24 protein-coding genes are annotated in these 23,760 nt (G+C 47.4%); 12 read left to right on the plus strand and 12 right to left on the minus strand.

The features are described 5' to 3' along the window. Positions 1-48: 48 nt before the first annotated feature. The 6 genes from QUB68_RS18600 to plsX all read right to left on the minus strand — a co-directional run bounded on the left by QUB68_RS18600 (position 49) and on the right by plsX (position 6,654). A complete protein-coding gene (locus tag QUB68_RS18600) occupies positions 49-687 on the minus strand; it encodes a lysophospholipid acyltransferase family protein (RefSeq protein ID WP_332995226.1) in 639 nt (212 codons plus the stop codon). 189 nt (positions 688-876) lie between these two features. After that, positions 877-1,830: a phosphate ABC transporter substrate-binding protein gene (locus tag QUB68_RS18605; RefSeq protein ID WP_332995228.1), complete on the minus strand. Its 954-nt coding sequence runs from the start codon at positions 1,828-1,830 to the stop codon at positions 877-879. Between the two features lie 10 nt (positions 1,831-1,840). After that, complete coding sequence (locus QUB68_RS18610; RefSeq protein ID WP_332995230.1) at positions 1,841-2,554, minus strand: PspA/IM30 family protein; 714 nt, start codon at positions 2,552-2,554, stop codon at positions 1,841-1,843. A gap of 361 nt (positions 2,555-2,915) precedes the next feature. Then, entirely contained in the window at positions 2,916-3,797 is an 882-nt protein-coding gene (fabD, locus tag QUB68_RS18615; protein WP_332995232.1) for an ACP S-malonyltransferase, read from the minus strand. 513 nt (positions 3,798-4,310) lie between these two features. Then, a complete protein-coding gene (locus QUB68_RS18620) occupies positions 4,311-5,312 on the minus strand; it encodes a beta-ketoacyl-ACP synthase III (RefSeq protein WP_332995234.1) in 1,002 nt (333 codons plus the stop codon). Between the two features lie 292 nt (positions 5,313-5,604). Further along, complete coding sequence (gene plsX / locus QUB68_RS18625; RefSeq protein ID WP_332995236.1) at positions 5,605-6,654, minus strand: phosphate acyltransferase PlsX; 1,050 nt, start codon at positions 6,652-6,654, stop codon at positions 5,605-5,607. 341 nt (positions 6,655-6,995) lie between these two features. Here plsX and QUB68_RS18630 point away from each other — a divergent pair, with 341 nt between their 5' ends. The 8 genes from QUB68_RS18630 to QUB68_RS18665 all read left to right on the plus strand — a co-directional run bounded on the left by QUB68_RS18630 (position 6,996) and on the right by QUB68_RS18665 (position 13,126). Continuing rightward, entirely contained in the window at positions 6,996-8,330 is a 1,335-nt protein-coding gene (locus QUB68_RS18630; protein WP_332995238.1) for a D-alanyl-D-alanine carboxypeptidase, read from the plus strand. Between the two features lie 81 nt (positions 8,331-8,411). Further along, on the plus strand, positions 8,412-8,696 hold the full coding sequence (rpsP, locus tag QUB68_RS18635) for a 30S ribosomal protein S16 (protein WP_332995240.1): 285 nt from the start codon (positions 8,412-8,414) through the stop codon (positions 8,694-8,696). Next, positions 8,668-9,192 carry a KH domain-containing protein gene (locus QUB68_RS18640; protein ID WP_332995241.1) on the plus strand — a complete coding sequence of 175 codons (525 nt, stop codon included), beginning with the start codon at positions 8,668-8,670 and terminating at the stop codon, positions 9,190-9,192. Before rpsP ends, QUB68_RS18640 begins: the two co-directional genes overlap by 29 nt. A 352-nt stretch (positions 9,193-9,544) precedes the next feature. Further along, a complete protein-coding gene (locus tag QUB68_RS18645) occupies positions 9,545-10,498 on the plus strand; it encodes a PhoH family protein (protein WP_332995242.1) in 954 nt (317 codons plus the stop codon). A gap of 225 nt (positions 10,499-10,723) precedes the next feature. Further along, entirely contained in the window at positions 10,724-11,128 is a 405-nt protein-coding gene (locus QUB68_RS18650) for a ChuX/HutX family heme-like substrate-binding protein (RefSeq protein WP_332995244.1), read from the plus strand. A gap of 127 nt (positions 11,129-11,255) precedes the next feature. Next, positions 11,256-12,035 carry a DUF6816 family protein gene (locus QUB68_RS18655; RefSeq protein WP_332995245.1) on the plus strand — a complete coding sequence of 260 codons (780 nt, stop codon included), beginning with the start codon at positions 11,256-11,258 and terminating at the stop codon, positions 12,033-12,035. A gap of 24 nt (positions 12,036-12,059) precedes the next feature. Further along, on the plus strand, positions 12,060-12,386 hold the full coding sequence (locus QUB68_RS18660) for a hypothetical protein (RefSeq protein WP_332995247.1): 327 nt from the start codon (positions 12,060-12,062) through the stop codon (positions 12,384-12,386). Positions 12,387-12,388: 2 nt separating this feature from the next. Next, positions 12,389-13,126 (plus strand): hypothetical protein, encoded by a 738-nt coding sequence (locus tag QUB68_RS18665; protein ID WP_332995249.1) that lies wholly within the window; start codon positions 12,389-12,391, stop codon positions 13,124-13,126. 49 nt (positions 13,127-13,175) lie between these two features. Here the strand turns inward: QUB68_RS18665 and QUB68_RS18670 are convergent, their stop codons facing one another. The 4 genes from QUB68_RS18670 to acpP form a co-directional block, all read right to left on the minus strand. After that, positions 13,176-13,541, minus strand: a complete 366-nt coding sequence (locus tag QUB68_RS18670) for a hypothetical protein (RefSeq protein ID WP_332995250.1) — start codon at positions 13,539-13,541, stop codon at positions 13,176-13,178. Positions 13,542-13,556: 15 nt separating this feature from the next. Beyond that, positions 13,557-13,934, minus strand: a complete 378-nt coding sequence (locus QUB68_RS18675) for a papain fold toxin domain-containing protein (RefSeq protein ID WP_332995251.1) — start codon at positions 13,932-13,934, stop codon at positions 13,557-13,559. Between the two features lie 206 nt (positions 13,935-14,140). Further along, complete coding sequence (gene fabF / locus QUB68_RS18680) at positions 14,141-15,394, minus strand: beta-ketoacyl-ACP synthase II (RefSeq protein WP_332995253.1); 1,254 nt, start codon at positions 15,392-15,394, stop codon at positions 14,141-14,143. 97 nt (positions 15,395-15,491) lie between these two features. Next, positions 15,492-15,746 carry an acyl carrier protein gene (acpP, locus tag QUB68_RS18685; protein WP_293185403.1) on the minus strand — a complete coding sequence of 85 codons (255 nt, stop codon included), beginning with the start codon at positions 15,744-15,746 and terminating at the stop codon, positions 15,492-15,494. Between the two features lie 272 nt (positions 15,747-16,018). On the opposite strand from acpP, the gene QUB68_RS18690 reads away from it, so the two are divergent. The 3 genes from QUB68_RS18690 (at position 16,019) to glmS (ending at position 19,665) form a co-directional block, all read left to right on the plus strand. After that, a complete protein-coding gene (locus QUB68_RS18690; RefSeq protein ID WP_332995267.1) occupies positions 16,019-16,924 on the plus strand; it encodes a CoB--CoM heterodisulfide reductase iron-sulfur subunit B family protein in 906 nt (301 codons plus the stop codon). Positions 16,925-17,312: 388 nt separating this feature from the next. Next, positions 17,313-17,558: a photosystem I iron-sulfur center protein PsaC gene (gene psaC / locus QUB68_RS18695; RefSeq protein WP_015175986.1), complete on the plus strand. Its 246-nt coding sequence runs from the start codon at positions 17,313-17,315 to the stop codon at positions 17,556-17,558. Between the two features lie 160 nt (positions 17,559-17,718). Beyond that, complete coding sequence (glmS, locus tag QUB68_RS18700; protein WP_332995268.1) at positions 17,719-19,665, plus strand: glutamine--fructose-6-phosphate transaminase (isomerizing); 1,947 nt, start codon at positions 17,719-17,721, stop codon at positions 19,663-19,665. A 139-nt stretch (positions 19,666-19,804) separates the two neighbouring features. On the opposite strand, the gene QUB68_RS18705 is transcribed toward glmS, so the two are convergent. Further along, a complete protein-coding gene (locus QUB68_RS18705; protein ID WP_332995269.1) occupies positions 19,805-21,436 on the minus strand; it encodes an O-antigen ligase family protein in 1,632 nt (543 codons plus the stop codon). A 45-nt stretch (positions 21,437-21,481) separates the two neighbouring features. Next, positions 21,482-22,327, minus strand: a complete 846-nt coding sequence (locus QUB68_RS18710; protein ID WP_332995573.1) for a YaaW family protein — start codon at positions 22,325-22,327, stop codon at positions 21,482-21,484. Between the two features lie 272 nt (positions 22,328-22,599). On the opposite strand from QUB68_RS18710, the gene QUB68_RS18715 reads away from it, so the two are divergent. After that, entirely contained in the window at positions 22,600-23,667 is a 1,068-nt protein-coding gene (locus QUB68_RS18715) for an NAD(P)/FAD-dependent oxidoreductase (protein ID WP_332995270.1), read from the plus strand. The last annotated feature ends 93 nt before the right edge of the window (positions 23,668-23,760 follow it).

The raw sequence follows: 23,760 nt of genomic DNA on the forward strand, positions 1-23,760 counted from the left end.
CTCGCACTCTTATGATAACTAATTAACCGGACATGATATTACCGCAATTTAACGCCCCAAATCGTGCATCGCATTAATCTCCGTTGCACATCTTTGAGTCAGCGCTTCCAACTCCTCGCGATCAGAGGAAGTCGGCGCCTCAATTACTTTACCAATTCGTATAGTTAACGGCACCGGTTGCGGCACTAGCAAACCTTTGATACTAATCGCATGAGTTCCCCACAAACTAACAGGTAACAGCGGTGCTTTTGCCTTAGCAGCTATCAGCGCAGCACCTAATTTCGGTTCAGTAATTCGGCCGTCGGGCGTGCGAGTTCCCTGCAAAAATACACCAGTCGCCCATCCGTTTTCCAAAGATTTGATAGCCGATCGGATTGCACTGCGATCGGCACTTTCCCGCTTCACTGGATAAGCGCCGTAAAGCGTAATTGCCTGCTTCAAAATAGGAACTTTAAATAACTCTTCCTTCGCCATAAATGCCACCGGCCGCCTCATGCAATTAGACAAAATCGGCGGGTCAAAATCGCTGGCGTGATTGCTGACTACCACCAGCGGCCCTTCTGCTGGAACATTTTCGGCACCGTAGATGCGGCCCCGAAAGTAAAGGTGCAGCATGGGGCTGACAATTGACCACTTGAATAAATAATAGAGAAGTAAACTCTCGACTGGTTCGCGACTTTTGCTCACGGAAAAACCTTGAATTTTAAATTATACCGAATATTACTCTATCAGTTCAGCTCTTAAACATTAACTAGGAATTGCAAAAAAAACGCAGAATGTAATGATGTAGGGTGCGTCGCGATCGCATAACTTCAAATAGTGGCGAAAATTATCGCAGCGACACACCCGGGCGAGTTTAGGGCTAACTAAGTCCTGTTAATTTCCGGCAAGCATCGCTTTTTGCCCATCCGGGGAAGTTGCGTAGCCCAAGAAATCCTTAACCGCTTGGCTGGGAGGATTTTTGTAAGCGTAGTACAACTGCCGCTGATAGCGATAATTCGGGGCATCCGGCGTCGCACCCTCTACGGGGACAACCCGCACCGTTTTCTGATTTACAACTTGAGCGAAAGTGGCATAGCCAATGCCGTTATTTCCTAAAGCTTGTAGCAGGGGAGTTGTCGCATCTCGATCGAGCGTAGTAACATTTGGCCCAGTCCCAAAACTACCGCCTCCGAGAACTTGTTCTTTAAAAGTCTGGTGAGTACCGCTAACTTCGGGTCTGTTAATTACCTTAATCGGGCCTGTCGGGCCGCCGACTTTCGACCAGTCTTGAGCAGTTCCCTTGAAGATATCTTGAACTTGAGCGGAAGTTAAGCCTCCTTGAAACGGGTTGTTAGTGCCGACTACGACGGCGATCCTGTCTAGGGCGATCGGCACTGCTGCCAAACCCTTAGCTTGATCTTCCGGCTTCAAAGCGGTCGATATCGCAGCAATATCGGCTGTTCCCGCCACCAAATCCTGAATTCCCTTTGCAGAACCATTTGCTTTGGTATTGACTGTAGTGCCAGGAAACTTGGCTTGAAAGCCGTTCTTGAGGTTGAGATTGATTGTCACCATGCTGGTAGAACCATCAACCCTCACAGTAGTACCCGCAGGTACGGAAGCCGGCAGCGCAAAGGAACTAGCGGCAACAGGCGATGCTGCTCCTCCTGCGGGTGCGACGGGAAGCGGGCTGGAACTGCCACCACCTGCGGAGGGTGTTGGGGAAGCGGGAGAATTGTTAGCATCCTGTGCCGCTGGTTTGTTCATAAAAAAGAACCAGCCACCGCCTGCGAGGAAGAGAAATAACAAAATAAAAACTATGGGTGGAGGCCCGCTACTCTTAGCCATAAAATTCTCCTTAGTTGGGAAGTTCTTTGTTGTTGGAGTCGTCTAACATTTGCAGTCTGCGATTAACTTCATCGTCTAGGGTCATGTTTTCTAACTCGGCCTGAAGTCTTTCTTGCGGGTTTTCAGAGAGTTCTGCTAAGGCTTGCTGTTCGAGGTTGCGGCGCCCGACGGCGTTTTTGGCTTGCTCGAATTGCGATCGAGCTGAATCGATGCTGAGGTCGTTATTGACTTTGGATATGGCGCCGAGAGCTTCGTTAATCTCTGCCATATCTTTCATGTTTTGCATATCTGTTTTGTAGGCTTCCAGCTTCGTGCGCTCTCGATTTAGCTTGTCTTTGGAAGCGTTGACGTACTGTTCGGCTTGTTTTACTTGGGTTTCTAACTGCGGCAGAATTTGTTCTGTCTGAATTACTTTCGACATTGCTAAGCGGGCTGCTTCTTCGTTGCCGTTGCGCTGGGCTGTGATGGCTTGGCGCTCTACGTTTTGCATTTCCCTAACTTTTTCTTCATATTTTGTTTTGGCGCGCTGGTAGGCTGCAACTTGGGTGGAGACTGCCGCGGCCAGTTTTTGCACGGATTCTTGCATCGATCGCAATGACTCTTCCGCGACAGCGACTGACACTTGCCCGCCCGATTCGACAGGCATTCCCCACATCCAGTTCCACGCGCCTACTATGGTTCTGCCAGCTTTTTCGCCCATCAGCCAGTAAAGGACTTTTTTCATACAAAATACTAGATAAGCTTGGTTTTTACGCCCAGTGTACATCAAAAGTTTCGCGATCGCCCCTACGGTCGATCGATATCTACATTAGTCCTAAACGCACGAGTGGCTAGAAACCGGGTTTTTTACGAAAATACTGCATCTCAACCTTTAATTACAGTAAAAAACCCGGTTTCTTTGGTCTTGAGGGGTAAGTCTTGTACATTTTCGATCGAGATGTTCGAGCCGTCTGGCTCGTCTATCCCCAATTTGCACAACAGGCAGTAGTAAAATTTGCCTGTTGTGCTCTTGATTTTTCGGCATTCTTCGGGCTAATTAACTTTAAATTCGATCGCCTGCCATTGAATAGCAGATTAACAATAGATTAAGCGGGCAAATCTGCCAAACTGCTCACATTTACCAGGGTTAAATTGGGACAAGTCCGTTTGATCAAGCCTGTGAGAACTTTGCCGGGGCCAATTTCCACGACGCGATCGATTCCTTGTTGCGGCAATTGCAGGGAAATTTCTCGCCAGCGCACGCCCTTAGTCATTTGATAATTCAACCGCTGTTTTAAAGTCGCTGCGCTAGTAGTTGCTGTCGGTTCTGAGTTTGAGAGTACCAGCATTTTAGCATCGGAAAACCTTGCCGACTTTAACGCTAGTTGAAACTCTGCCGCCACTGATGCCATCAGGGGAGAGTGAAACGCGCCGGAAACATTCAATTTAACGCCGCGTTTGACTTTAATTTTGGCAAGCAAATCTTCTACTGCTTGCGGTGTTCCAGAAATCACGACTTGTGCTTCGCTGTTGTCGTTTGCCAATACCACGTCTCGGCTGTATTGAATTTGCAGTTCTAGTTCCTGCCTGTCGAATCCGATCAAAGCCACCATTTGCCCGCCGGAGGCAGTGTCCATGAGTTCGGCGCGGCGTTTTACTAACCGCAATCCCGTTTCAAAGTCAAAGACGCCTGCTGCGTAGAGGGCAACGTATTCTCCTAAACTGTGACCTGCAACTATTGCGGGTCGATCGCTCTTTTCTCGCATTAAGTCTGCCAAAATGCTTTCTACTACGAACAAGCAAGGCTGAGTGTAGAGAGTCCGAGATAGTTTTGCTTCTTCTTTTTGGCAAACTTCCGCGACAGACCAGCCTAAAATTTCTTTGGCTAGTTCAAATTTAGCTTTGGCTGTTGGCAAGTTTAATAAGTCTGCACCCATCCCGATCGCCTGGGAACCTTGTCCGGGAAATACCCATGCTGTTTTAGTCATTTTTCCGGTAATCTGCTAATTGGTGGTTGCTAAGAAAGTGATTGCAAAAATTCTTTGTTTCCCGCTTCTGGGTTCGCTGGCTGGTATCCGCTATCTTTCGGTTAACGAACTCTCTACTGGCGACTCACTATTATAACATATAGCTGCGCTTTTTACGAGGTGTTTTTTTTTGTTGCTACTTTAATCAGAGCGATCGTCCTAGCACAATATTCAACCTTCAAGCTGGGGAAAGTCGATCGAACAATAGAGGATTTTCCATCTCAGGATGAGCCTGTCAATAACTGCTGTCCTCCAGGTGCACCCCTCCGTGCGTACTTTACCCTATGTATGGCGTGTTAAATGATTTTTGTTTTTCAAGAGCCGCATTCCCGACAGTCACCAGGGCAAAGTCTACAGCCGGGAAATATTATCTCTGTTACCCAAAAAAATGAAACTGCTGGCCTGTGATCCAAACCCACAGTTAATCGGTGATTCCCCAATCGAAAATCTCCAATGCGAAAATCGAAAATAGTATCACCTTCCCCATTGAAAAATCGCCGCCCCCCAAGTCAAACCAGCACCAAAACCAGCCGCAGCAATAGTATCGCCCGGTTTAACTTTGCCCAGACGCACGGCTTCGTCTAACGCCAGGGGAATTGAAGCTGCTGAGGTATTGCCGTAATTTGCCAAATTGCTGATTACTTTTTCCGGGGGAATTTTGAGCCTTTGGGCAACTGCATCGAGAATCCGCTGATTGGCTTGGTGCAACAGCAGCCAGTCAATTTCTGCGACGCTGATATTTGCCCGAAACATAGCTTTTTCTATGACTTCCGGCACTTTTCTCACGGCAAAGCGATAGATTTCTTGACCGTTCATGGTGATAGGTTCAAATCCACCTTGTCCGATATTCACGCCCTCAATTAATTCTTTTGACTCGGCTTTGTAAGCCAAATTTAGAGACGAGTTTTGCGTGCCGTCGCTGCGAATTTCAAATCCCAAAAAGCGATCGACTTCTGAAGCTTGCAATACCACCGCACCTGCACCGTCTCCAAATAGAATGCAAGTACCCCGATCCGACCAATTCACCCAGCGAGATAAAATATCTGCTCCGATCAGCAAAACATTTTGATAAACCCCTGTCCGAATGAACTGGGAGGCTGTAACTAAACCAAAAACAAAGCCCGAACAAGCTGCTGTCAAATCGAAAGCTACAGCTTTTGTTGCGCCTAACTGATATTGAATTTTGCTGGCACTGCCAAATAAATCGTCAGGGCTGGATGTGGCCAAAATAATCAAATCGATATCTGTTGGCGAAATTTCTGCCATTGCGATCGCCCTTCGGGATGCCTCCGATGCTAAATCGCACAAAGAAGTGCGATCGTCCGCCAGCCTGCGCGATCGAATGCCCGTCCGCGCCCCTATCCACTCGTCAGAAGTTTCTACTATTTGACTCAAACCGTGATTCTCAAGCGAAACCTGCGGTGTACAAGACCCGCTCCCTGTGACGGCAATGCCGAACCCTGATTGCTGCAACATTCCTCTCCATTTACTCGCTTTTCGGTCTAGAAATTAAAAATCAAAAACTACTAATTAATTTTCTTTTTAAACTGCTGAAATTACTTTTTTTAAGCAAAACAGTTAGTTTAAGCTGACATTTTTAATTTGACATTTTTAATTTTTAATTCCTACTTACTCTCTAAGTAGGTGGTTACAAATAAACATTATATGTGAGGGGATGGCGGGTTTTGCACTCATATACTCGCTTGTATCAGAGCTTATAGGCTCAACCCGCCCCTACCAGATACTATGTTTTTGTGTGCTTACCTACTTAATTCACAGCTTCTTGTTCCACAGCGCTTTCGCGATTCGACGATCTAATTCGCTCCAGCACTTGGTTGTCAATAGCCCCTTTCGCCAAACGAATGGCATTAAAAATCGAGGCAGATTGAGACGAACCGTGGCTGATAATGCAAACTCCAGCAACGCCCAACAGCAAACCGCCGCCGTGTTCAACGTGGTCTACCCGCTGCTTAAATCCTTGCAAGCTTTTTTGCAGCAGAGGATCGTTAATTTGATGTTGGAGTCCTTTGACTAATTCTTCCTTGAGCACTTGCACCACGACTTCGCCCACCGCTTCGGCAAACTTCAGCAACACGTTGCCGACAAACCCGTCGCAGACAATCACGTCGAATTTCCCCGACAATACGTCGCGGCCTTCGGCATTGCCCACAAAAGGAATGTTGGGATTGTCCACCAATAACTGGTGAGTTCGCACCGCCGCATCGTTGCCTTTACAAGGTTCTTCGCCAATGTTGAGCAGGCCGATTTTAGGTTCGGCGACGCCCAGCACGCACTGGCTGTAAATCGTTCCCATCAAGGCGAACTGCTCCAAAAATTTGGGGCGGCAGTCCACGTTAGCGCCGACATCGAGAATGAGTACAGAGGTGCCCGCGATCATTGTTGGCAAAACTGCACCGATCGCAGGGCGATCGATTCCGGGCAGCCGCCCCAACCTCAGCAGAGCCGCAGCCATTGCCGCGCCGGAGTGACCGGCGGACACTACACCATCAGCTTGCTGCTGCTTGACCAAGTTCATCGCTACATTAATCGAAGCGTTGGGCTTGCGTTTCAGGGCACTCAAAGGTTCTTCGTGCATTTCCACCGTTCCTTCAGAAGGAACGATTTCTAGCTGACCTTTGCAGACGCGGCCGATCGCGTCTTGTTGGCGGAGCGAGTCTTCTATTTGCTGCGGGTCGCCCACCAGCAAAATCTCTACGCCTAATTCTTCTTGTGCCTTAAGCGCTCCAGCTACAACCTCGGCGGGGGCATGATCCCCACCCATAGCGTCTATTGCAATTCTTGCGCGTGTCGATCCCATTGACCAATGTTTGAGAAACACTAAAAATTCTACCAGGAACTCAGGAGCCTGAACCCAGAAGTACAAATAAATAACTAAAATCTGCTCGCGCCCGATCGGACGATTGCTATTTCGGACTACTCTGATAGAGTTTGTCCCTACTTTACTATTTTTGACGGCAAATCGAAAAAGTCAATGGAATAGTTTAAATGACCCCGCCCAAAAACGGATACAAGCCCTCGACTTAAGTGGTGGAGAGCCCAAAAATTTAGACCAAAGTTCAATCTCCCAGATTGCATCTGTCGAGTAAATCTAAAATCTAAAATCTAAAATCTAAAATCGACTGACTTTAGGAGTATAAAATGCTGGATTTATTTAGCTCAGGGATCATGTCTCTATGGCTGGACATGGCTGGGGTACGCAGTGCCGCGCCCAACGCTGTGTCGGTGCTTGCTTGGCGGGGGGGGATACCCGGGTTAGTGGTGGCCGAAGATTTGGCTTTTGGGGGAATAGATGCGGCAAATCCAGACTTGCCCGCTGAAGCGGCGGTGCGGGAATATTTAAAGGATTTGAAGGCGAAGCATCTGATAGATGGGAATCAGGGAATTTGGGTGCAAGCGGGAATGCAGCCGCTGGTAAGTCAGCAGGGAACGGTGCTGATGCCTGGGGCTTCGCTGACTAAGATTGCGACTTCTCTAGCGTCGCTGGAAACTTGGGGCGCAGATTATCAGTTTGAAACGCGGTTCCGGGGAACGGGGCCGATTAGGAATGGCGTGTTGCAGGGGGATTTGGTGGTCAGCGGCGGGGGCGATCCGCTGTTTGTGTGGGAGGAGGCGATCGCCGTCGGTAATGCTCTCAATCAAATGGGTATCGATCGCGTGGCGGGAAATTTGGTGGTGACAGGCAATTTCCGCATGAATTACCAGTCCGATCCTGTGGCTGCGGGGGAGGGTCTGCGACAGGCTCTCGACAGTCGCAGTTGGCCTCGGGACGTGCAGGCAATGTATTCTAAGATGGCTCCGGGAACGAAAAAGCCACAAGTCACGATCGCCGGGAGCGCGATCGCCGACAAATTTGCGAGTTCGGGACATTTGCTGCTGAAGCGCCGATCGCTGCCTTTAGCCGAAATTCTCAAGCAGATGAACGTCCACAGCGACAATGACATAGCCCAAATATTGGCCGACAATTTGGGCGGGCACAAAATAGTCCAGCAGCAAGCGACTTGGGCGGCGGGGGTGCCGGCGGCGGAACTTCAATTAATTAACGGTTCGGGATTGGGAGTAGAAAATCGGATGTCTCCGAGGGCTGCTTGCGGGATGATGCAGGCGATCGCCCGCAACCTTCAGACTACTCCACTGACGATTGCTGACTTGTTTCCAGTGTCCGGGCGCGACAAAGGAACTGTGGAACACCGGCACATTCCGCGATCGGCTGTGGTGAAAACCGGTACTTTGGACACGGTGATTGCTTTGGCTGGAGCCATACCCACGCGCGATCGGGGTTTAGTTTGGTTTGCAATTATCAATCGCGGCACCGATTGGGACTCTTTGAGAGCGCAGCAAGATATCTTTTTGCAAAAATTGGTGCAGCAGTGGGGAACTGCATCGACTTTACCGCTAGCAATTACACCCCACATTGACGGCGCTAGACCGGCTTTGGGGGCCGCAAATCGCAGCGATATTTTGCTGGGAGGTTAAGAAATACCGATTGAGTTGGGGTTCTGGTAAAGAGCACTGACAAAATAGCCTAGAATTGAAACAGGACTATTCTGCAAGAAGATGATCAAACTGCGATTGAAGAGATACGGGAAAAAACGCGAGACCAGCTACCGGATTGTAGCGATGAACAGCTCTACCCGCCGCGACGGCCGTCCCCTAGAAGAACTCGGCTTCTACAACCCGAGAAATAACGAAACCAGGCTGGATGTTCCAGCGATTGTCAAGCGCCTACAACAAGGCGCTCAGCCAACTGACACCGTGCGTGACATCCTCAGAAAAGCCAATGTATTTGAACAAGTCGGAGCCGGAGCCAACGTTGAATCCAGCACAGCAGCAGTCAGCTAGTCCCAACTATTCTGGACTGGTTAAGTTTTTAATTGGGCCTTTTTTAGAGACCCCAAGTTCTTTGCGGGTGGATTGCGAACTCCACCCGCGCCAATCGCGGGTCTGGGTTAGGCTCGCTTTTGAAGATCCCGACAAAGGACGGGTTTACGGTAGGGGCGGACGCAATATTCAGGCAATTAGAACTACCCTCGAAGCGGTGGCGCAGACGGCGGGTCAGTCCCTGTACTTAGATATATACGATGGCGAAGCAGGCGATCGCGGCTCCGGCCCGCCTAGGGGCGACCGCCCGGATCGCGACCGCCCAGATCGCGATCGCCCAGATCGCGATCGCCCAGATCGCGATCGCCCAGATCGCGACCGCCCAGATCGGGGGGACTTCCGACCCCGGACGCCACCTCCGTCGCCGCAGCCCTTAGCGAGCAGAACTCCGAGAGAACAACCTCGCCGTACTAACACACCTACGTTTAGAACGAGTAGAAATACTCCTGGTTATTAACTCAAGAGCGGATGAGCAACGATTTTAGATTTTAGATTGCCCGTTGTAAACTTTGTACTGCAAGCCCCGTTCGATCGGACAAAAATGTAAAATTTTAAGTCTCAAATCAAATGTGGGCTCGGGTAAATCTCAAATCTAACATCTAACATCTAACATCTAAAGTTGCCTGACTTCATAGAAGGGAGATTTGATTTGTGCGAACAGCACCAAACTCATTTGCTAGTTAAAGAGAAAAGACGCCTTAGATACTAGGTTTTACCTAGTATCTGGCGTCTTTTTGTTCGCAAAACAAAGCTGATTTAACGGTTAATTGTTAACTTTTAATTGCTTATTTGGAGGAGCTCATGCTGGCATGACTGAAAAACTAACAATAGAGTTACCGAGCACTCAAAGCGCCATGTCGCTAGCCGGCAATCAAGAAGAAAACCTGAAAATTATCTCTAAGCAAACCGGAGCTAACCTGGTAATGCGAGGCCAGGAACTACTGATTTCCGGCACAAAAACTCAAGTAGAATTGTGCCATAAATTAGTGCGATCGCTCTCCGACTATTGGAAAGCCGGCAAAACCATTACCGGAGTAGAAATCCAGACAGCGCGCTACGCATTGGATACCAACCGCCAAGGCGACTTGCAAGACTTGCAGCGAGACGTACTTGCCAAAACCCGCCGCGGCGAAGAAATTCGAGCTAAAACCTTCAAACAGCGCCAGTACGTCCAAGCAGTACGCACCCACGACTTGACATTTTGCATCGGCCCAGCGGGTACTGGCAAAACATTTCTAGCAGCTATTCTCGCCGTGCAAGCTTTGTTAAGCAAGCAGTACGAACGGCTAATTTTAACCAGGCCGGCCGTCGAAGCTGGAGAAAAATTAGGATTTTTGCCGGGAGATTTGCAGCAAAAAGTCGATCCCTATTTGCGCCCGCTTTACGACGCCCTCCAAGAAATAATCGACCCCGAAAAAATGGCCGATTTAATGGAAAGAGGCTTGATCGAAGTAGCTCCCTTAGCTTATATGCGGGGGCGCACACTCAGCAATGCTTTCGTAATTTTGGACGAAGCTCAAAATACAACGCCTGCTCAGATGAAAATGGTGTTGACTCGTCTGGGATTTCGATCGAAAATGGTAGTGACGGGCGATATTACTCAAACAGATTTGCCACCACACCAACAGTCAGGATTGTCAGTTGCCCAAAAAATACTGGGAAACGTTGAGGGCATTGCTTTCTGCGAATTCAATCAGGCGGATGTGGTGAGACACCCGCTAGTGCAGCGGATTGTTGCTGCTTACGAACTGCACGAAAAATAGTCATTAGTCAGTTGACAGTTGACAGTTGACAGTTGTCAGTTGACAGTTGACAGTTGTCAGTTGTCAGTTGTCAGTTGTCAGTTGTCATGGGGTATTATTAGTTATTTGGTGTTTTGGGTTGTTATTACCAATTACCAATTACCAATTACCAATTACCAATTACCAATTACCAATTACCCATTCCCAATTCCCAATTCCCAATTATCAATTCCCAATTCCCAAATCATGCCTAATCTGAAAGAATTCTTAGAAGCTTGCGAACAATTGGGAACGCTGCGTTTAATTGTGACTAGCAGCGCGGCTGTACTGGAAGTGCGCGGTTCAATTCACAAGCTGTTTTATGCGGAGTTGCCGAAGGGGAAATATGCAAATATGCACGCCGAAATATTTGAATTTCATTTAAATATGGACAAAATCAAACAGGTTAAGTTCGAGACGGGCGAGGCGAAAAGAGGCAATTTTACTACTTACGCAATTCGTTTCCTCGATGAGCAAAATGAGGCTGCTTTGAGCGCGTTTTTGCAGTGGGGAAAGCCGGGGGAATATGAACCGGGACAGGTCGAAAAGTGGCACGAATTGAAGGAAAAATACGGGGAGGTTTGGGAACCCGCACCTGTTGAGGCGATTTAAAGCTAACAAACAATAAAAAAGGTTCGTAGTGAGGACTAAAGTCCTCTGAATTTTTAGAATGACTAAAGTTCTCACTACAAACCAATTCGAGAGAAAGAGAAAGTTAGCTGTTTAAATCTAATTTGTTATGAAGGTAATTTGGAGTTTTTGTCTGGTTTTAGCGGTGATGCTGTGGGGTGGGGCTGCCAGGGGAGGGGTTTTGGTCGATCGCATTTCCAGTTTTCCCAATTGGGATAGCAAGCCTCCTATCGGTGTAGCCAAGGGAGATTTAGTCTATCCAGACTGGATGGGAGGAAATTGGAATGTTGCTAGCACTTTGGTAGATTTAGCTGCTCCTTTAGCGCCAAATATTGTCACGCCTGGATTTGAAAAAAATCGCCAGTATTTGCAACAGCCCGTATTATTTCAAGTGCGATTTCAACCGGAAATAAATACTGGTATTTTTTCTAATTATAGATCTAAGCTAGCTAGGAAGATTGTGGGCGATCGCACTTTTAACGCTTTGAACATTGCCAAAGCTTATTTAGGCGACGGTGGCGTACTTTCGGTGAAAGTCGATCCGAATAATCCCAACCGCCAGATTACCATACTCAAAGGCGATCGCCAACTAATCTCGATTGTCACCAGTCGCGGTACTGAAACGCCGAATCCCGATGAATTTGTATCTACAGAGATTTCTCAGCAGGTGTTTCGGGGAGAGACTGATATTTATTTAAACGAGGTGGAAACAACCACGGCTTATCGAGTCGTTGGAGGCGGGGAAAATGGCGATTCTGCGAGTAAAAGAATTGAGGCTAATCAGGTGACAGCGATTTATTTGTCACCGCAAGACCCGGATTATTTTGCTGCTGGGGGGCATCCTGTGGCTTTGTACCGATATCGGTTGGAGTTGTCACCGGCAGAATAAGTTAATTCATGGTGAATTATTAGTATGGCAACTCTAGCGGGGCGAATGGCATGGGGACGAATCATACAAGCTATCTCAACTGGCATTAATCCAAAAGCAAGCGACTTTCAAATGTGGGCTGAGTCACAACAGGGCTGGCATCCGAATAAAACACCTAATGGCCCGTTAAAATATATTGATAAAAACGGAGTAGCTAGGCTAACGCTAAAACAGGGAACTCCAAGAGCTCCGGGAAGTAATCACCCTCATGTAGAGCTAAAAAATGCTAAAGGCAGTAGAATCGATCTACAAGGAAAGCCCGTCAACAGAAAAAGTATAGCTAATCATACTCCTATCGATTGGGACATTTAACAATGGAACGCTTAAACTACTGGCAGTTTCCGGGATTTGAAAATATTTATCTAGAGGATAGCTATGTACTCAGCATTAATGCTAAAACATCTATAAAAATCCTCTTAGAAGCTGTCCTCACTGAGAATCACTCTCTATACACTCAACCTTTACCAGGGGAACAGTATTGTTATCGGCGGATGACGGTAAATTTCCCCCACCCTCAAACCTACGATTTGGTTCTGAACAACATCAGCCCAATTGCAGATCCCGATGGCAGCATTGATTACGGGAACATAGATGAATTTTTTATGGTGGATGACAAATACTATTTAAGAGGGGAATGGGGAGAACTTACTATAGTTTCCGATCCACCCATACTTTTTGATGTAGAAAACTATTTAATTGTCAGAAACGGCGAGAATTTTATTCAAATTAATAAGGATAAAATCAGTATTTCTGAATGGAAAAGGGAAGGAGTAATCGGCTTAGTTTACGAAAACGATTTTGGAAGTCCTTTATCTGTTCAAATTGAGGCAGAGCAAGATCCCGAAGGCTTTGAAGCAGCTTTGGGGTATATGAACGAACTTGACACAGGTGATACAACTTATATTACAGGAGGAGGCGAACTGACATTTGACAAAATCAAGCAGTATTATGCCCCTAATTTTAATCAGGAAAATGTGCAAGCATTTTCTGTTAAATATCCAAGCTCAGCGGGTAATCAATATTCGATTTCGGCAATTACTTCCGAGAAATAAGGTGAAATACAGCTCTAGGGATTGTGAACTGAGATTCAATAAATCTATACTAATTGTGCTTATCTTCAGCAATTTTAGCCTGATTCAGAAATTCTTCCAATAGTTTAAAGAACTTATCGAGGGCGTCTTTTTCATCAACAGAAAAGAAGAGAATGATACTATCCCATCCGTGAGTTGACGTAATTTGATATCTTTCCTGTATCCACTCTTGAAATCCATCAAGTTGTTGTTGCTCTTCTGTGTCGGGAAACCCAAGTTCCGCTCTAGCCGTCTCATATCCATCTAAAAATGCACGCAGGCGGGTAATTGAACATTTGCCCAAGTACATACCAGGTCTCTGTTTGATTCTTTGGAGTAAATCAAAGAAGTATTCATTTTTAACATCGAGTTTATTAACATTAACTTCGGCTAACATAAAAATAGTCTCCTATTAAAAGTCTTCTTCTATTACTATAAACTGTAAACCATTCAATAGTTTACCGTGAAATAGCAGGTTTGTCATCCATTGCTCTTTGTTTAGCCCGTCCGGGTGATGGTTGTCAAAAATAGTTTCTATGCTGTTGATAACAATAGCGATTCCTTCGTGACGACCATTTACTGAAATAGCCTCTCCCGGTACGCTATCATCATAAATGCCACTGTTCCGACCTCTTCCGTATCCTGTGTACAGTTTGATGCGCTTTCCATGAATTCCTTGACTTATCAAGTAATCTTTGATGTTGCTGGCGCACTCAACACATTTAAAGTTTTCATAACGATCGACAATAGCCTTGATTTGCAGTATTTGCTCAGCAGTAATCTCAATCATATCCCGCCAATGCCTAGAAATTTAGTCCTGGACGCACGGGGTGGCCAGAAACCGGGTTTTTACGAAAAGCATTCGCTGTAGCCCGCAGATTGGGTAAAAAACCCGGTTTCTTCGTCGCAGTGCGCCCAATTTAAAATTGACCTAAAAAAAATCAGAAGGTAAAAACTAATTTTTTACCTTCTAACCTAAAAATTTCCGATTTTCAGTTACTGAACAAACTTCTTGAATGCCAGAGTCACGTTGTGGCCGCCAAATCCAAAGGAATTTGACAGCGCCACATCAACTTTTAGATCGCGACTTGTATGCGGAACATAGTCCAAATCGCACTCTGGATCGGGATTTTCCAGATTAATTGTCGGTGGGATTTTGTCGTTGGCGATCGCCATTACCGCCGCCACCGCCTCAATTCCCCCAGAACCGCCCAACAAATGGCCAGTCATCGACTTGGTAGAACTAATTGCTACTTTGTAAGCACTTTCGCCCAAAACCTTCTTAATCGCCTTCGTTTCCGTAGAATCGTTGGGAAGCGTGCTCGTGCCGTGAGCATTGATATAGCTCACTTGATCCGGCTTCAAACCCGCATCCTTGAGCGCTAAAGCCATCGCCCGCGATGCACCTTCGCCCCCCGGTACTGGGGATGTCATATGGTACGCATCGCAGGTTAAACCGTAGCCGACGATTTCTGCGTAAATCTTCGCGCCACGGGCGATCGCGTGTTCCATTTCTTCTAGGATCAGAATGCCAGCACCTTCGCCAACCACAAAACCATCCCGATCGCGATCGAACGGACGGCAAGCATGAGTCGGGTCATCATTGCGAGTCGAAAGCGCCCTCGCCGCTGCAAAACCCGCCACACACAAAGGAGTTACCGCCGCTTCCGTACCACCGCAAATCATGGCTTGCGCGTAACCGCCCTGAACCATGCGAAACGCATCTCCCACGGCATTTGACCCGGCCGCGCAGGCCGTCACCGTGCAGGAATTTGGCCCCTTAGCACCCGTTTGAATCGCCGTCAGGCCTGCGGCCATATTCGCAATCATCATGGGAATCATAAACGGGCTGCATCGATCGGGGCCGCGAGTCAGATAAATCTCTTGCTGGTCTTCCAACACCTTCAGCCCGCCAATGCCAGTGCCAAGAATGACACCCACCTGTTCTGCGTTCAGGTCGTTAATCTCGAACTTGGCATCAGCCAGAGCCTGTTTGCTGGCTGACACCCCAAATTGAGCAAAACGATCCATCCGCTTTGCTTCTTTGCGCTCTAAATAGTCGTGAGGGTCATAACCCTTAACCTCTGCGGCAATGCGACAGTCGTGCCGCGACGCATCGAATAAGGTGATCGGGCCGATGCCATTCTTCCCAGCAAGCAACCCGTCCCAATATTCAGACAATGTATTGCCGATCGGTGTAATCGCGCCGAGACCCGTGATAACAACGCGCTTACGCTCAAAATTTGTCATGATTTCAGTTTCAAAAAATTAAACACCCAGAACGCAGAACAAAAGAGGAGTTTTTCGTTTTTTAACTTCTCTCCTCTTAGGGGAAAAGACAGGTATTTTATGCTTTTGGAGCTGCAAGTTTGCTGCTGATGAAATCTACAGAAGCTTGAACCGTAGTAATTGCTTCGGCTGCTTCGTCGGGAATTTCAATATCAAACTCTTCTTCCAAGGCCATGACCAGCTCTACTGTATCTAAGGAGTCTGCTCCTAAATCGTTGGCAAAGTTGGCTTCGGGCTTGACTTCGGTTGGATCAACTTCGAGTTGATCTGCCACAATTTTCTTGACTCTAGCAAAAATGTCGTCTTGACTCATAACATTGTCTCCTCATTGGTTGCTGCGTATCTAATCTTATCCGAAAGGGGGATCTGCAAAAGGAAGGCTTGCCACTTTTCTAAGTGACACGGGGCTAGGGAAATTGACGCGCGGGCGATCGTCTCAACTGAAAATCCTTGAGAAAAGCTGACAATTAGCCCCTACCTAGGCGGTGATACGGTAATCATGAAGAAGAAATTCGTTAGCGCAGCCCTCGAAGAGGATCGCTCTTATCCATTGTCCTGAACCTTGTCTCCCCAGCAGAAACAATTATGCCATCCCAAAATCTCAAATATGCTTACTTTCCAGGTTGTGTCGCCCAAGGAGCCGCCCGCGAACTTTACCTGTCTACCCAAGCACTGACTCAAGCCTTGGGCATTGAACTGGTGGAACTCAAAAAAGCTTCCTGCTGTGGTTCTGGCACTTTTAAGGAAGATTCGCAGTTGCTGGAAGATACTGTTAACGCCCGCAATATTGCCTTGGCTGAGCAACTAAATCTGCCTTTGCTGACGCATTGCAGCACTTGTCAAGGTGTAATCGGTCATGTGGACGATCGCCTCAAAGAATCCCAAAAGACCGATCGACCTTACCTCGAAAAAGTCAATGGTTTGCTCGAAAAACAAGGCTGTTCACCTTATCAAGGCAGTACCGAGGTAAAACATCTCCTGTGGGCGATCGTTGCCGATTACGGCCTGGAGGAAGTGCAGAAGCGAGTCACCCGCAAGCTTTCGGGTTTGAAGTGCGCGTCTTTTTACGGGTGTTACTTGCTGCGAGCTCAGGATAAGCTGCTTTACGATGACCCGCATCAACCGGAATCGATGGAAAATGTGTTTCGGGCGATCGGCGCAACTCCGGTTTACTATCGAGGACGGACGCAGTGCTGCGGTTGGCCGCTAGCGAGTTATGCCACTAATCAATCTTTTCAGATGGCGGGCAAACATATTCAAGATGCTCTTGACAATGGAGCTGATTGTATGGTAACTCCTTGTCCGCTTTGTCATTTAAATTTGGATTCGCGGCAGCCGGAAGTGGAAAAAGCGATCGGGCGAAAATTGGGTTTGCCGGTATTACATTTGCCGCAATTGGTGGCTTTGGCCTTGGGCGTGGAGCCGAAAAAACTGGGGTTGGACAGACATATTGTTTCAACTAAGCCCGTGTTAGAAAAATTAGGGTTTTAGTCGATCGATTTGCACCTGTTTGTAGTAAGGACTTTAGTCCTTTCTGACTCGGCTTCAAGGACTAAAGTCCGAACGATCGAACTTATGCTGCTTTCTCGCGCGGCTCTAAAAACAGAAGTCCTGAGTGCTAACAGGTTTGATCGTTCGGACTTCAGTCCTTAGAGTTGGGGTTCTAAGGACTGAAGTCCGAACGATCGAACCTACTTTGATAAGACTTCCAGCGTGAATAACTGTGAAGTTTTGTCGCTTTTTGGCGAAGTGCTTCCAGGCACTGCGGTAGACTAGCCTTTAATTCTCTGTGCAGGTTATAGCGGTGGCATCAAGCCGTCAAATCTTTTAACTCGCAGAGCCAGCAAATTTTTAGTGACTCGTTGGGAGCCTTTATTCAATGTCTCATTCAGTAAAAATTTACGATACCTGCATCGGCTGCACTCAATGCGTCCGCGCTTGTCCGACTGACGTTTTGGAGATGGTGCCCTGGGATGGCTGCAAAGCGGCTCAGATTGCCTCGTCTCCCCGCACAGAAGACTGTGTAGGTTGCAAACGTTGCGAAACTGCTTGTCCTACCGATTTTCTGAGCATCCGGGTTTACCTGGGCGCAGAAACCACTCGCAGTATGGGTCTAGCTTACTAAATATCGATCGAACTGTCGATCGAATTACGGGCACAAGAGAGGGAGCGATTAAATTGCCCCCTCTCTTTTTGTCGCGGAATCTGCATTCTGCGGCCCGAAGAAGGTAAAAATGATAAAACTTGAGTTTTATTTCGTGAGCTAAGCAGGAGCAGTACCTTAAATGTGCGGAATCGTTGGCTATATCGGCACGCAAGCAGCAAGCGAGATTTTGCTAGCAGGATTGGAGAAACTAGAATACCGGGGCTACGATTCAGCGGGCCTCGCTACCATCTCCGAAGGAGAAATTACCTGCATCCGAGCAAAGGGCAAATTGCATAACCTCCGGGAAAAGCTAGCAGAGATAGACTCGCCCGCTCCCATCGGCATCGGGCACACCCGCTGGGCAACTCACGGCAAACCAGAGGAATATAACGCTCATCCTCACATGGATAATAGCGGGCGAATTGCCGTAGTTCAAAATGGAATTGTCGAAAATTATCGCGAGTTGCGGGAAGAATTGAAAGCGAAGGGACATAAATTTGTCTCGGATACGGATACAGAAGTTATTCCTCACTTAATCGCTGAATTTTTTGCCGAAGGAAGTTCGGCAGCGGATTTTGTAACGGATGTAGCGGATGTAGCGGATAGAAATAAAACCACAAAAAAAAATCGTGAGTTGTCGTTTTTGGAAGTGGTTTTAAAGGCGGTGAATCGGTTAGAAGGAGCTTTTGCGATCGCCGTTATCTGTGCAGATTTTCCTGATGAACTAATTGTCGCCAGACAGCAAGCTCCTTTGGTGATTGGTTTTGGTGCCGGCGAATTTTTCTGCGCTTCCGACACGCCAGCCCTAATCTCTCAAACTCGCGCTGTTTTGTCTCTAGAAAATGGCGAATTGGCAAGGCTAACTCCGATGGGAGTTGAAGTTTACAGCTTTGCAGGGGAAAGGCTGAAAAAAACTCCGCGCCTCCTCGGTTGGAGTCCGGTTTCTGTGGAGAAACAGGGCTTTAAACATTTCATGCACAAGGAAATATACGAACAGCCGGCCGTAGTCAGAGCGTGTTTGGAGGCTTATTTAGACAGCGATTGGCAGCCGGGAAATCCGCGCTCTCCCATCAATCTCAACTTGCCCAAAGAACTTTGTGCCGATGTCGAACAAATTTCAATTCTCGCCTGCGGAACGAGCTGGCACGCCTCGCTAATTGGCAAATATTTGTTGGAACAGTTAGCTAATATTCCAACTGCGGTGCAGTACGCTTCTGAATACCGCTACGCGCCCGCACCGCTGACAGCAAATACTTTAATTATTGGGGTAACACAGTCGGGAGAAACGGCGGATACCCTGGCTGCTTTGGGGATGGAACAGCAGCGCCGCGCGGGTTTTACCGATAAATTTCGATCGCGAATGTTGGGCATTACTAACAGAACAGAAAGCTCGATCGCCCACATGATGCCGCACGTCATAAATACCCACGCTGGTATAGAAATCGGCGTGGCTGCAACTAAGACTTTTGTCTCTCAGTTGATGGCTTTCTATTTCTTAGCTTTGGATTTGGCGCACCAGCGACAAACAATCAGCCCCGAGAGATTGGCAGAAGTTATTGCTGGTTTGCGCCAGTTACCAGCGGAAATTGAGAAGTTTTTGGAGATTCAAGAACAGTATGTCGAGGAATTGTCCCACCAGTTCACGGAAACTCAAGATTTTATCTTTTTGGGCCGGGGAATTAACTTTCCGATTGCTTTGGAAGGGGCGCTGAAACTGAAGGAAATCAGCTACATTCACGCTGAAGGATATCCCGCTGGAGAGATGAAACACGGCCCGATCGCCCTTTTGGATGCTAAAGTGCCTGTAGTGGCGATCGCCATGCCCGGAAGCGTCTACGAAAAAGTGCTTTCCAACGCTCAGGAAGCCAAGGCGCGCGACGCACGTTTAATTGGTGTCACACCGAAGCACGGCGAGGCGGAAGCCGATATTTTTGACCACATTTTGCCGGTGCCTTTGGTGGATGAATTGTTGTCGCCGATTGTGACAGTAATTCCGCTGCAATTGTTGGCCTATCACATTGCGGCGCGTCGGGGTTTGGATGTGGATCAGCCGCGGAATTTGGCGAAGTCGGTGACGGTGGAATAAAGGAAGTCAGTTGGCAGTTGGCAGTTGGCAGTTGACTGTTGACTGTTGACTGTTGACTGTTGACTGTTAGCAGTTGTTATTGGTTATTGGTTATTAGTTATTAATAACTTTCCAAGCTCTGCCTCCAATGTGCGATCGTCTATTCCCTCTGGCTGACTCCGCAAATTGCGGCTAATAGCAACCAGCTTGTAGTATTGAGTCGAAAATCAAACAGTGTCACATCTACAGTGTTAAACAGCGTACAAGCGGCGAAGGCTAATAAATAACTGAAGAAAATTAGGCGATCGGCTTTTCCGACATCTTGACAAACCACCTGATTTGTGCTGCCAAATATTGAATTTTGATTGAACACTAAAGCATTTTCCGCTACTTCCTCTGTTGCTATTTCCTCCTGTTTAATATCCGCAGGAAAAAGCGGCCAATTCGCCAACAAGAAAACACCCCTAGCCAAAACCCAACCAACTAAACCAAACAACAAAAGCGTTGCCGGCAGTCCCGTTTCCGCAGTCAACATCAGCATCAAACTGTGAGGATGACCCAGCCATTCTTGCGTTTTAGCTTGATAGAGAGGCGTAAAATTTCGCAATCCCCAACCAGTCCAAGGACGCTGCTGAGCCATCGACCAAGCAAATTCCCACTGAGTAGTTCTCAAAGTAGCAGTCGGCCGATTTGGAAACATTTCATCCGTCAGTCTCGCCCAGAAAAAAGCCGGGATAATTCTTCGCAAATATTGCCGCAGTGGTTCCGGGCCAAACGCCGACAAAAAAACTGCACCAACCGCACTAAACACCGCTGCTAATAATTTTTTATAACCCGCATAAAACGCAAAAGCCAAAACTGCTAAAACTGCCAATCCCCACGCATTCCGAGAATTAGTAAAAATCAAAGCAACAGCATTTCCTACTACTGCAAAACTTAGAAATAAGAATCGGGCATTGGGCATTGGGCATTGGGCATTGGGCATTGGTAATTTGGAATCGATAACTGGTAATTGGGAATCGATAATTGGTAATTGATTAATTGTTTCCTTCTTCCCTCGCACCTCCGAAATCAATCCGTTAAATCCGTTACACAATCCGTTGCTAATCCTCCTATTTCCTTCTTCATTCTTTCCTCTATCCGTTAAATCCGTTACATAATCCGTTGCTAATCTTCCTCGCTCTTCCATCCACAATCCGAGTGTCAAAATAAAAGCAATTGTCAGATAGCAAGCCAAAATATTAGCGTACATAAACACAGAAGCCATGCGGCCTGGGGGATTGCCTTTCGGTTCTAGTACCCAGCCAAAAATCGGCTGCAATAAATCGATGCCGCTCCAACCTAAAAATTGCTGTCCCAAACCCAAAATTATCACGGGAATTGCACTAATTGCGATCGCCCAAGACAATTGTCGCAATTGAGCCGGAGTTTGAATTAAACTGCTGAAAGCGGCAAACAATATAAAGAATGGCAAGAAATTGCACAATCCTAAAACAGCCTCGATGCGGTTGTGGGCAAAAACCGCCGTGATGACTAGCAGCGCGCTCAGAATTGCAAATCCTCGATTCAGCGGGCGGCGGCTAATTTCGCGGATTTTTAGCCCAAGAGTGCCGGCCAATCCCAGGAATATTCCGATCGCTCCCAAAATCGGAATTATCGGAAAAATGAGGATGCCGATTTGAGCAAAATTCCAAGGGATTTGCAGGCGGCGATCGGGATGTTTTTGCAGGCGAGACTTGAGATTTTTGGCTGTCAGTTTTGCAGCTAATTTCCAACATTTTTTAATATTCACCCACACTCCCAATTGTTCAATTCTTCAATCCAAAATCTCAAACTATTATGCTAGTTCCCAAACGCATTCCGATCGCGTTAATCGAATTTGAGCCAAAGCAAAAATGGTCGGGATAATGCGCCCGTAGTTCGTAGAAATCGATCGCCAACCCAAATCCGCTACAAACCAAGTCCACATCACCGGGCCAAGCAACGAAAACACGCTCCGCGTCGCACCGTAACGAGCAGCACTCACGGCCATACCGCGCCGCGCCGTCTGAATTGCCACATAATTTTGAAACTGAGTTGCTGCGGTTGCACTACCTGCAATCACTACTTGTTTTGCCATTTCATAAGTAGCAAAATGCAGCGCAAATTGATGGGCCATCAATTTCAGCAACATTGGTTTTAAAATGGAACTAACTGCTAAAGCGCTTCCACCTTTGAACAGCAAACCGATAGGGTCTTTTTCAGCAGAAATTGGCAGGGGCTCAGAGAGTTTAGAATCAACAATTGCTCGCTGTACACGCACTGTCAGCGCTTGCTGTTCGTCTGCCGGTAAACGCTTCCACGCGCGGCCCATTAAATGCAGAAATACTTCGGCCTCTAAGTCGGTGGTTGACAACTGTTTGGGATAAGGGATTTTCAGATAGCGGCAAACTTGAATTAGCGCTTGTCTGTAAGTTACTTGTTCGGTTCGCCCCCTGAGTACCGTCAACCCGTCGGCTGCAAGGTAGCGAAACCGCTGTTCTACTGCATCTAGCCATGCTTCGCGATCGCGACTTTGTACGTCTATGGGTGCGGGGGTTTGCACGTAATCTAAAGGGTTAAACTTGCGGCTGAACAAAAGTTCTGTTAGTTGCTGCAATTCTTCTTCTGTTGTCAATTCTAGTGCTGCTCTGAGTTCGTCCAAGATTTTGCCCTCCACTAATGTTATTTTAGATTTTAGATTTTAGATTTTGCCCTATTTTAACGATCGCCCTTTGCAACTTACCGAGCGCTACATTTTTTTTACTGGTCTTACCTGTCAATTCGTACTGTCCCCTATTCTACTACCTGGCGCCGGGCGATGGATGGAGCCCCGCTACGCTACGACTCTGGGCTTTTATACTCTTGGCGCAGAGCATCTTTTGCCCCGCAGCCTTTAAGCTAATAACTAAATCCAAAATAGCTGACAGTTTAACTATGTTCGATGTTGTGGCGATCGGTGCGGGGATGGCGGGGCTGATTTGTGCTCGGCAGTTGCGTCTGGCTGGCTATTCTGTGGCGGTTGTTGAGAAATCTCGCGGCCCCGGCGGACGAGTCGCTACTCGCCGCGTACACGGTACTAGGGCAGACCACGGAGCTCGCTATCTGGAGCCGCAGGGAGATGCGGTGCAGGCGTTAATTGATGTTTTGGTCGATCGCCAGATCCTCAAACTCTGGACGGATAGCGTGGGAGAATTCCGACAAGGAGAAATATCTTCTATTCCTAGTTCTTGTTATGTCGCCCCTGCTGGGATGAATGCTGTCGGTAAATATATCGCAGAAGGTTTAGACATTTGGTACGGCCGCCGAGTCAAGGCGATTTCTCGTACCGACAATCAAATGTGGCGTCTTTCTCTGGAAGTTACCGACGACAATTTTGAGCTACCTCAAGAATTGATTGCTAAGGCTGTGGTTGTGGCAATTCCTGCTCCTCAAGCTTTAATGTTTTTGGATTCAGAAATTGGTTTGTCGCCTGATTTTATTGACAAATTGCGTTCTGTAGAATATGACCCTTGCATTACAGTTATGGCTGGCTATTCTGCGGCACGAAATTCTGATTTGAGCAATCTCAATCCGCAGTGGAAATCTGTTTCTTTTCCCGATGATTCTGATTTAGCTTGGATTGGCCTGGACAGCAGCAAGAGGCTCGATCCGCAGCAGCCTGTGTTTGTGGTTCACAGCAACGCTAATTTTGCCGATCGCTATTTAGAATCTACTGATTTGGATACTGTTGGCCGGGAATTGCTCGATCGCACTTCTGAATATTTAATCCCTTGGCTGAATCAGCCAGAATGGTTGCAGGTTCACCGCTGGCGCTATGCTTTTTGTCGAAATCCTTTGCCTGTTTCTTGTTTGCCCGCTGAGGGGACTTTGCCCCTGGTTTGTGCGGGGGATTTGTGCGGCGAAGGTCAAATTGAAGCTGCTTTGCGATCGGGAGTTGCTGCGGCTAGTTGGGTGAATTCTCAATTGCAGGATTTGCCGTTAGATTCCAACCTAAATTGGTAATATGGCTGTAATCAAGGTATCGATACAGTCATCTGAAATCTGGTATTGCTTGCAACTTGTTCACCTATCTGGTATAATTGACAAAAAAGTCAG

Source organism: Microcoleus sp. A006_D1 (assembly GCF_036702805.1).
Taxonomy (GTDB): domain Bacteria; phylum Cyanobacteriota; class Cyanobacteriia; order Cyanobacteriales; family Microcoleaceae; genus Microcoleus.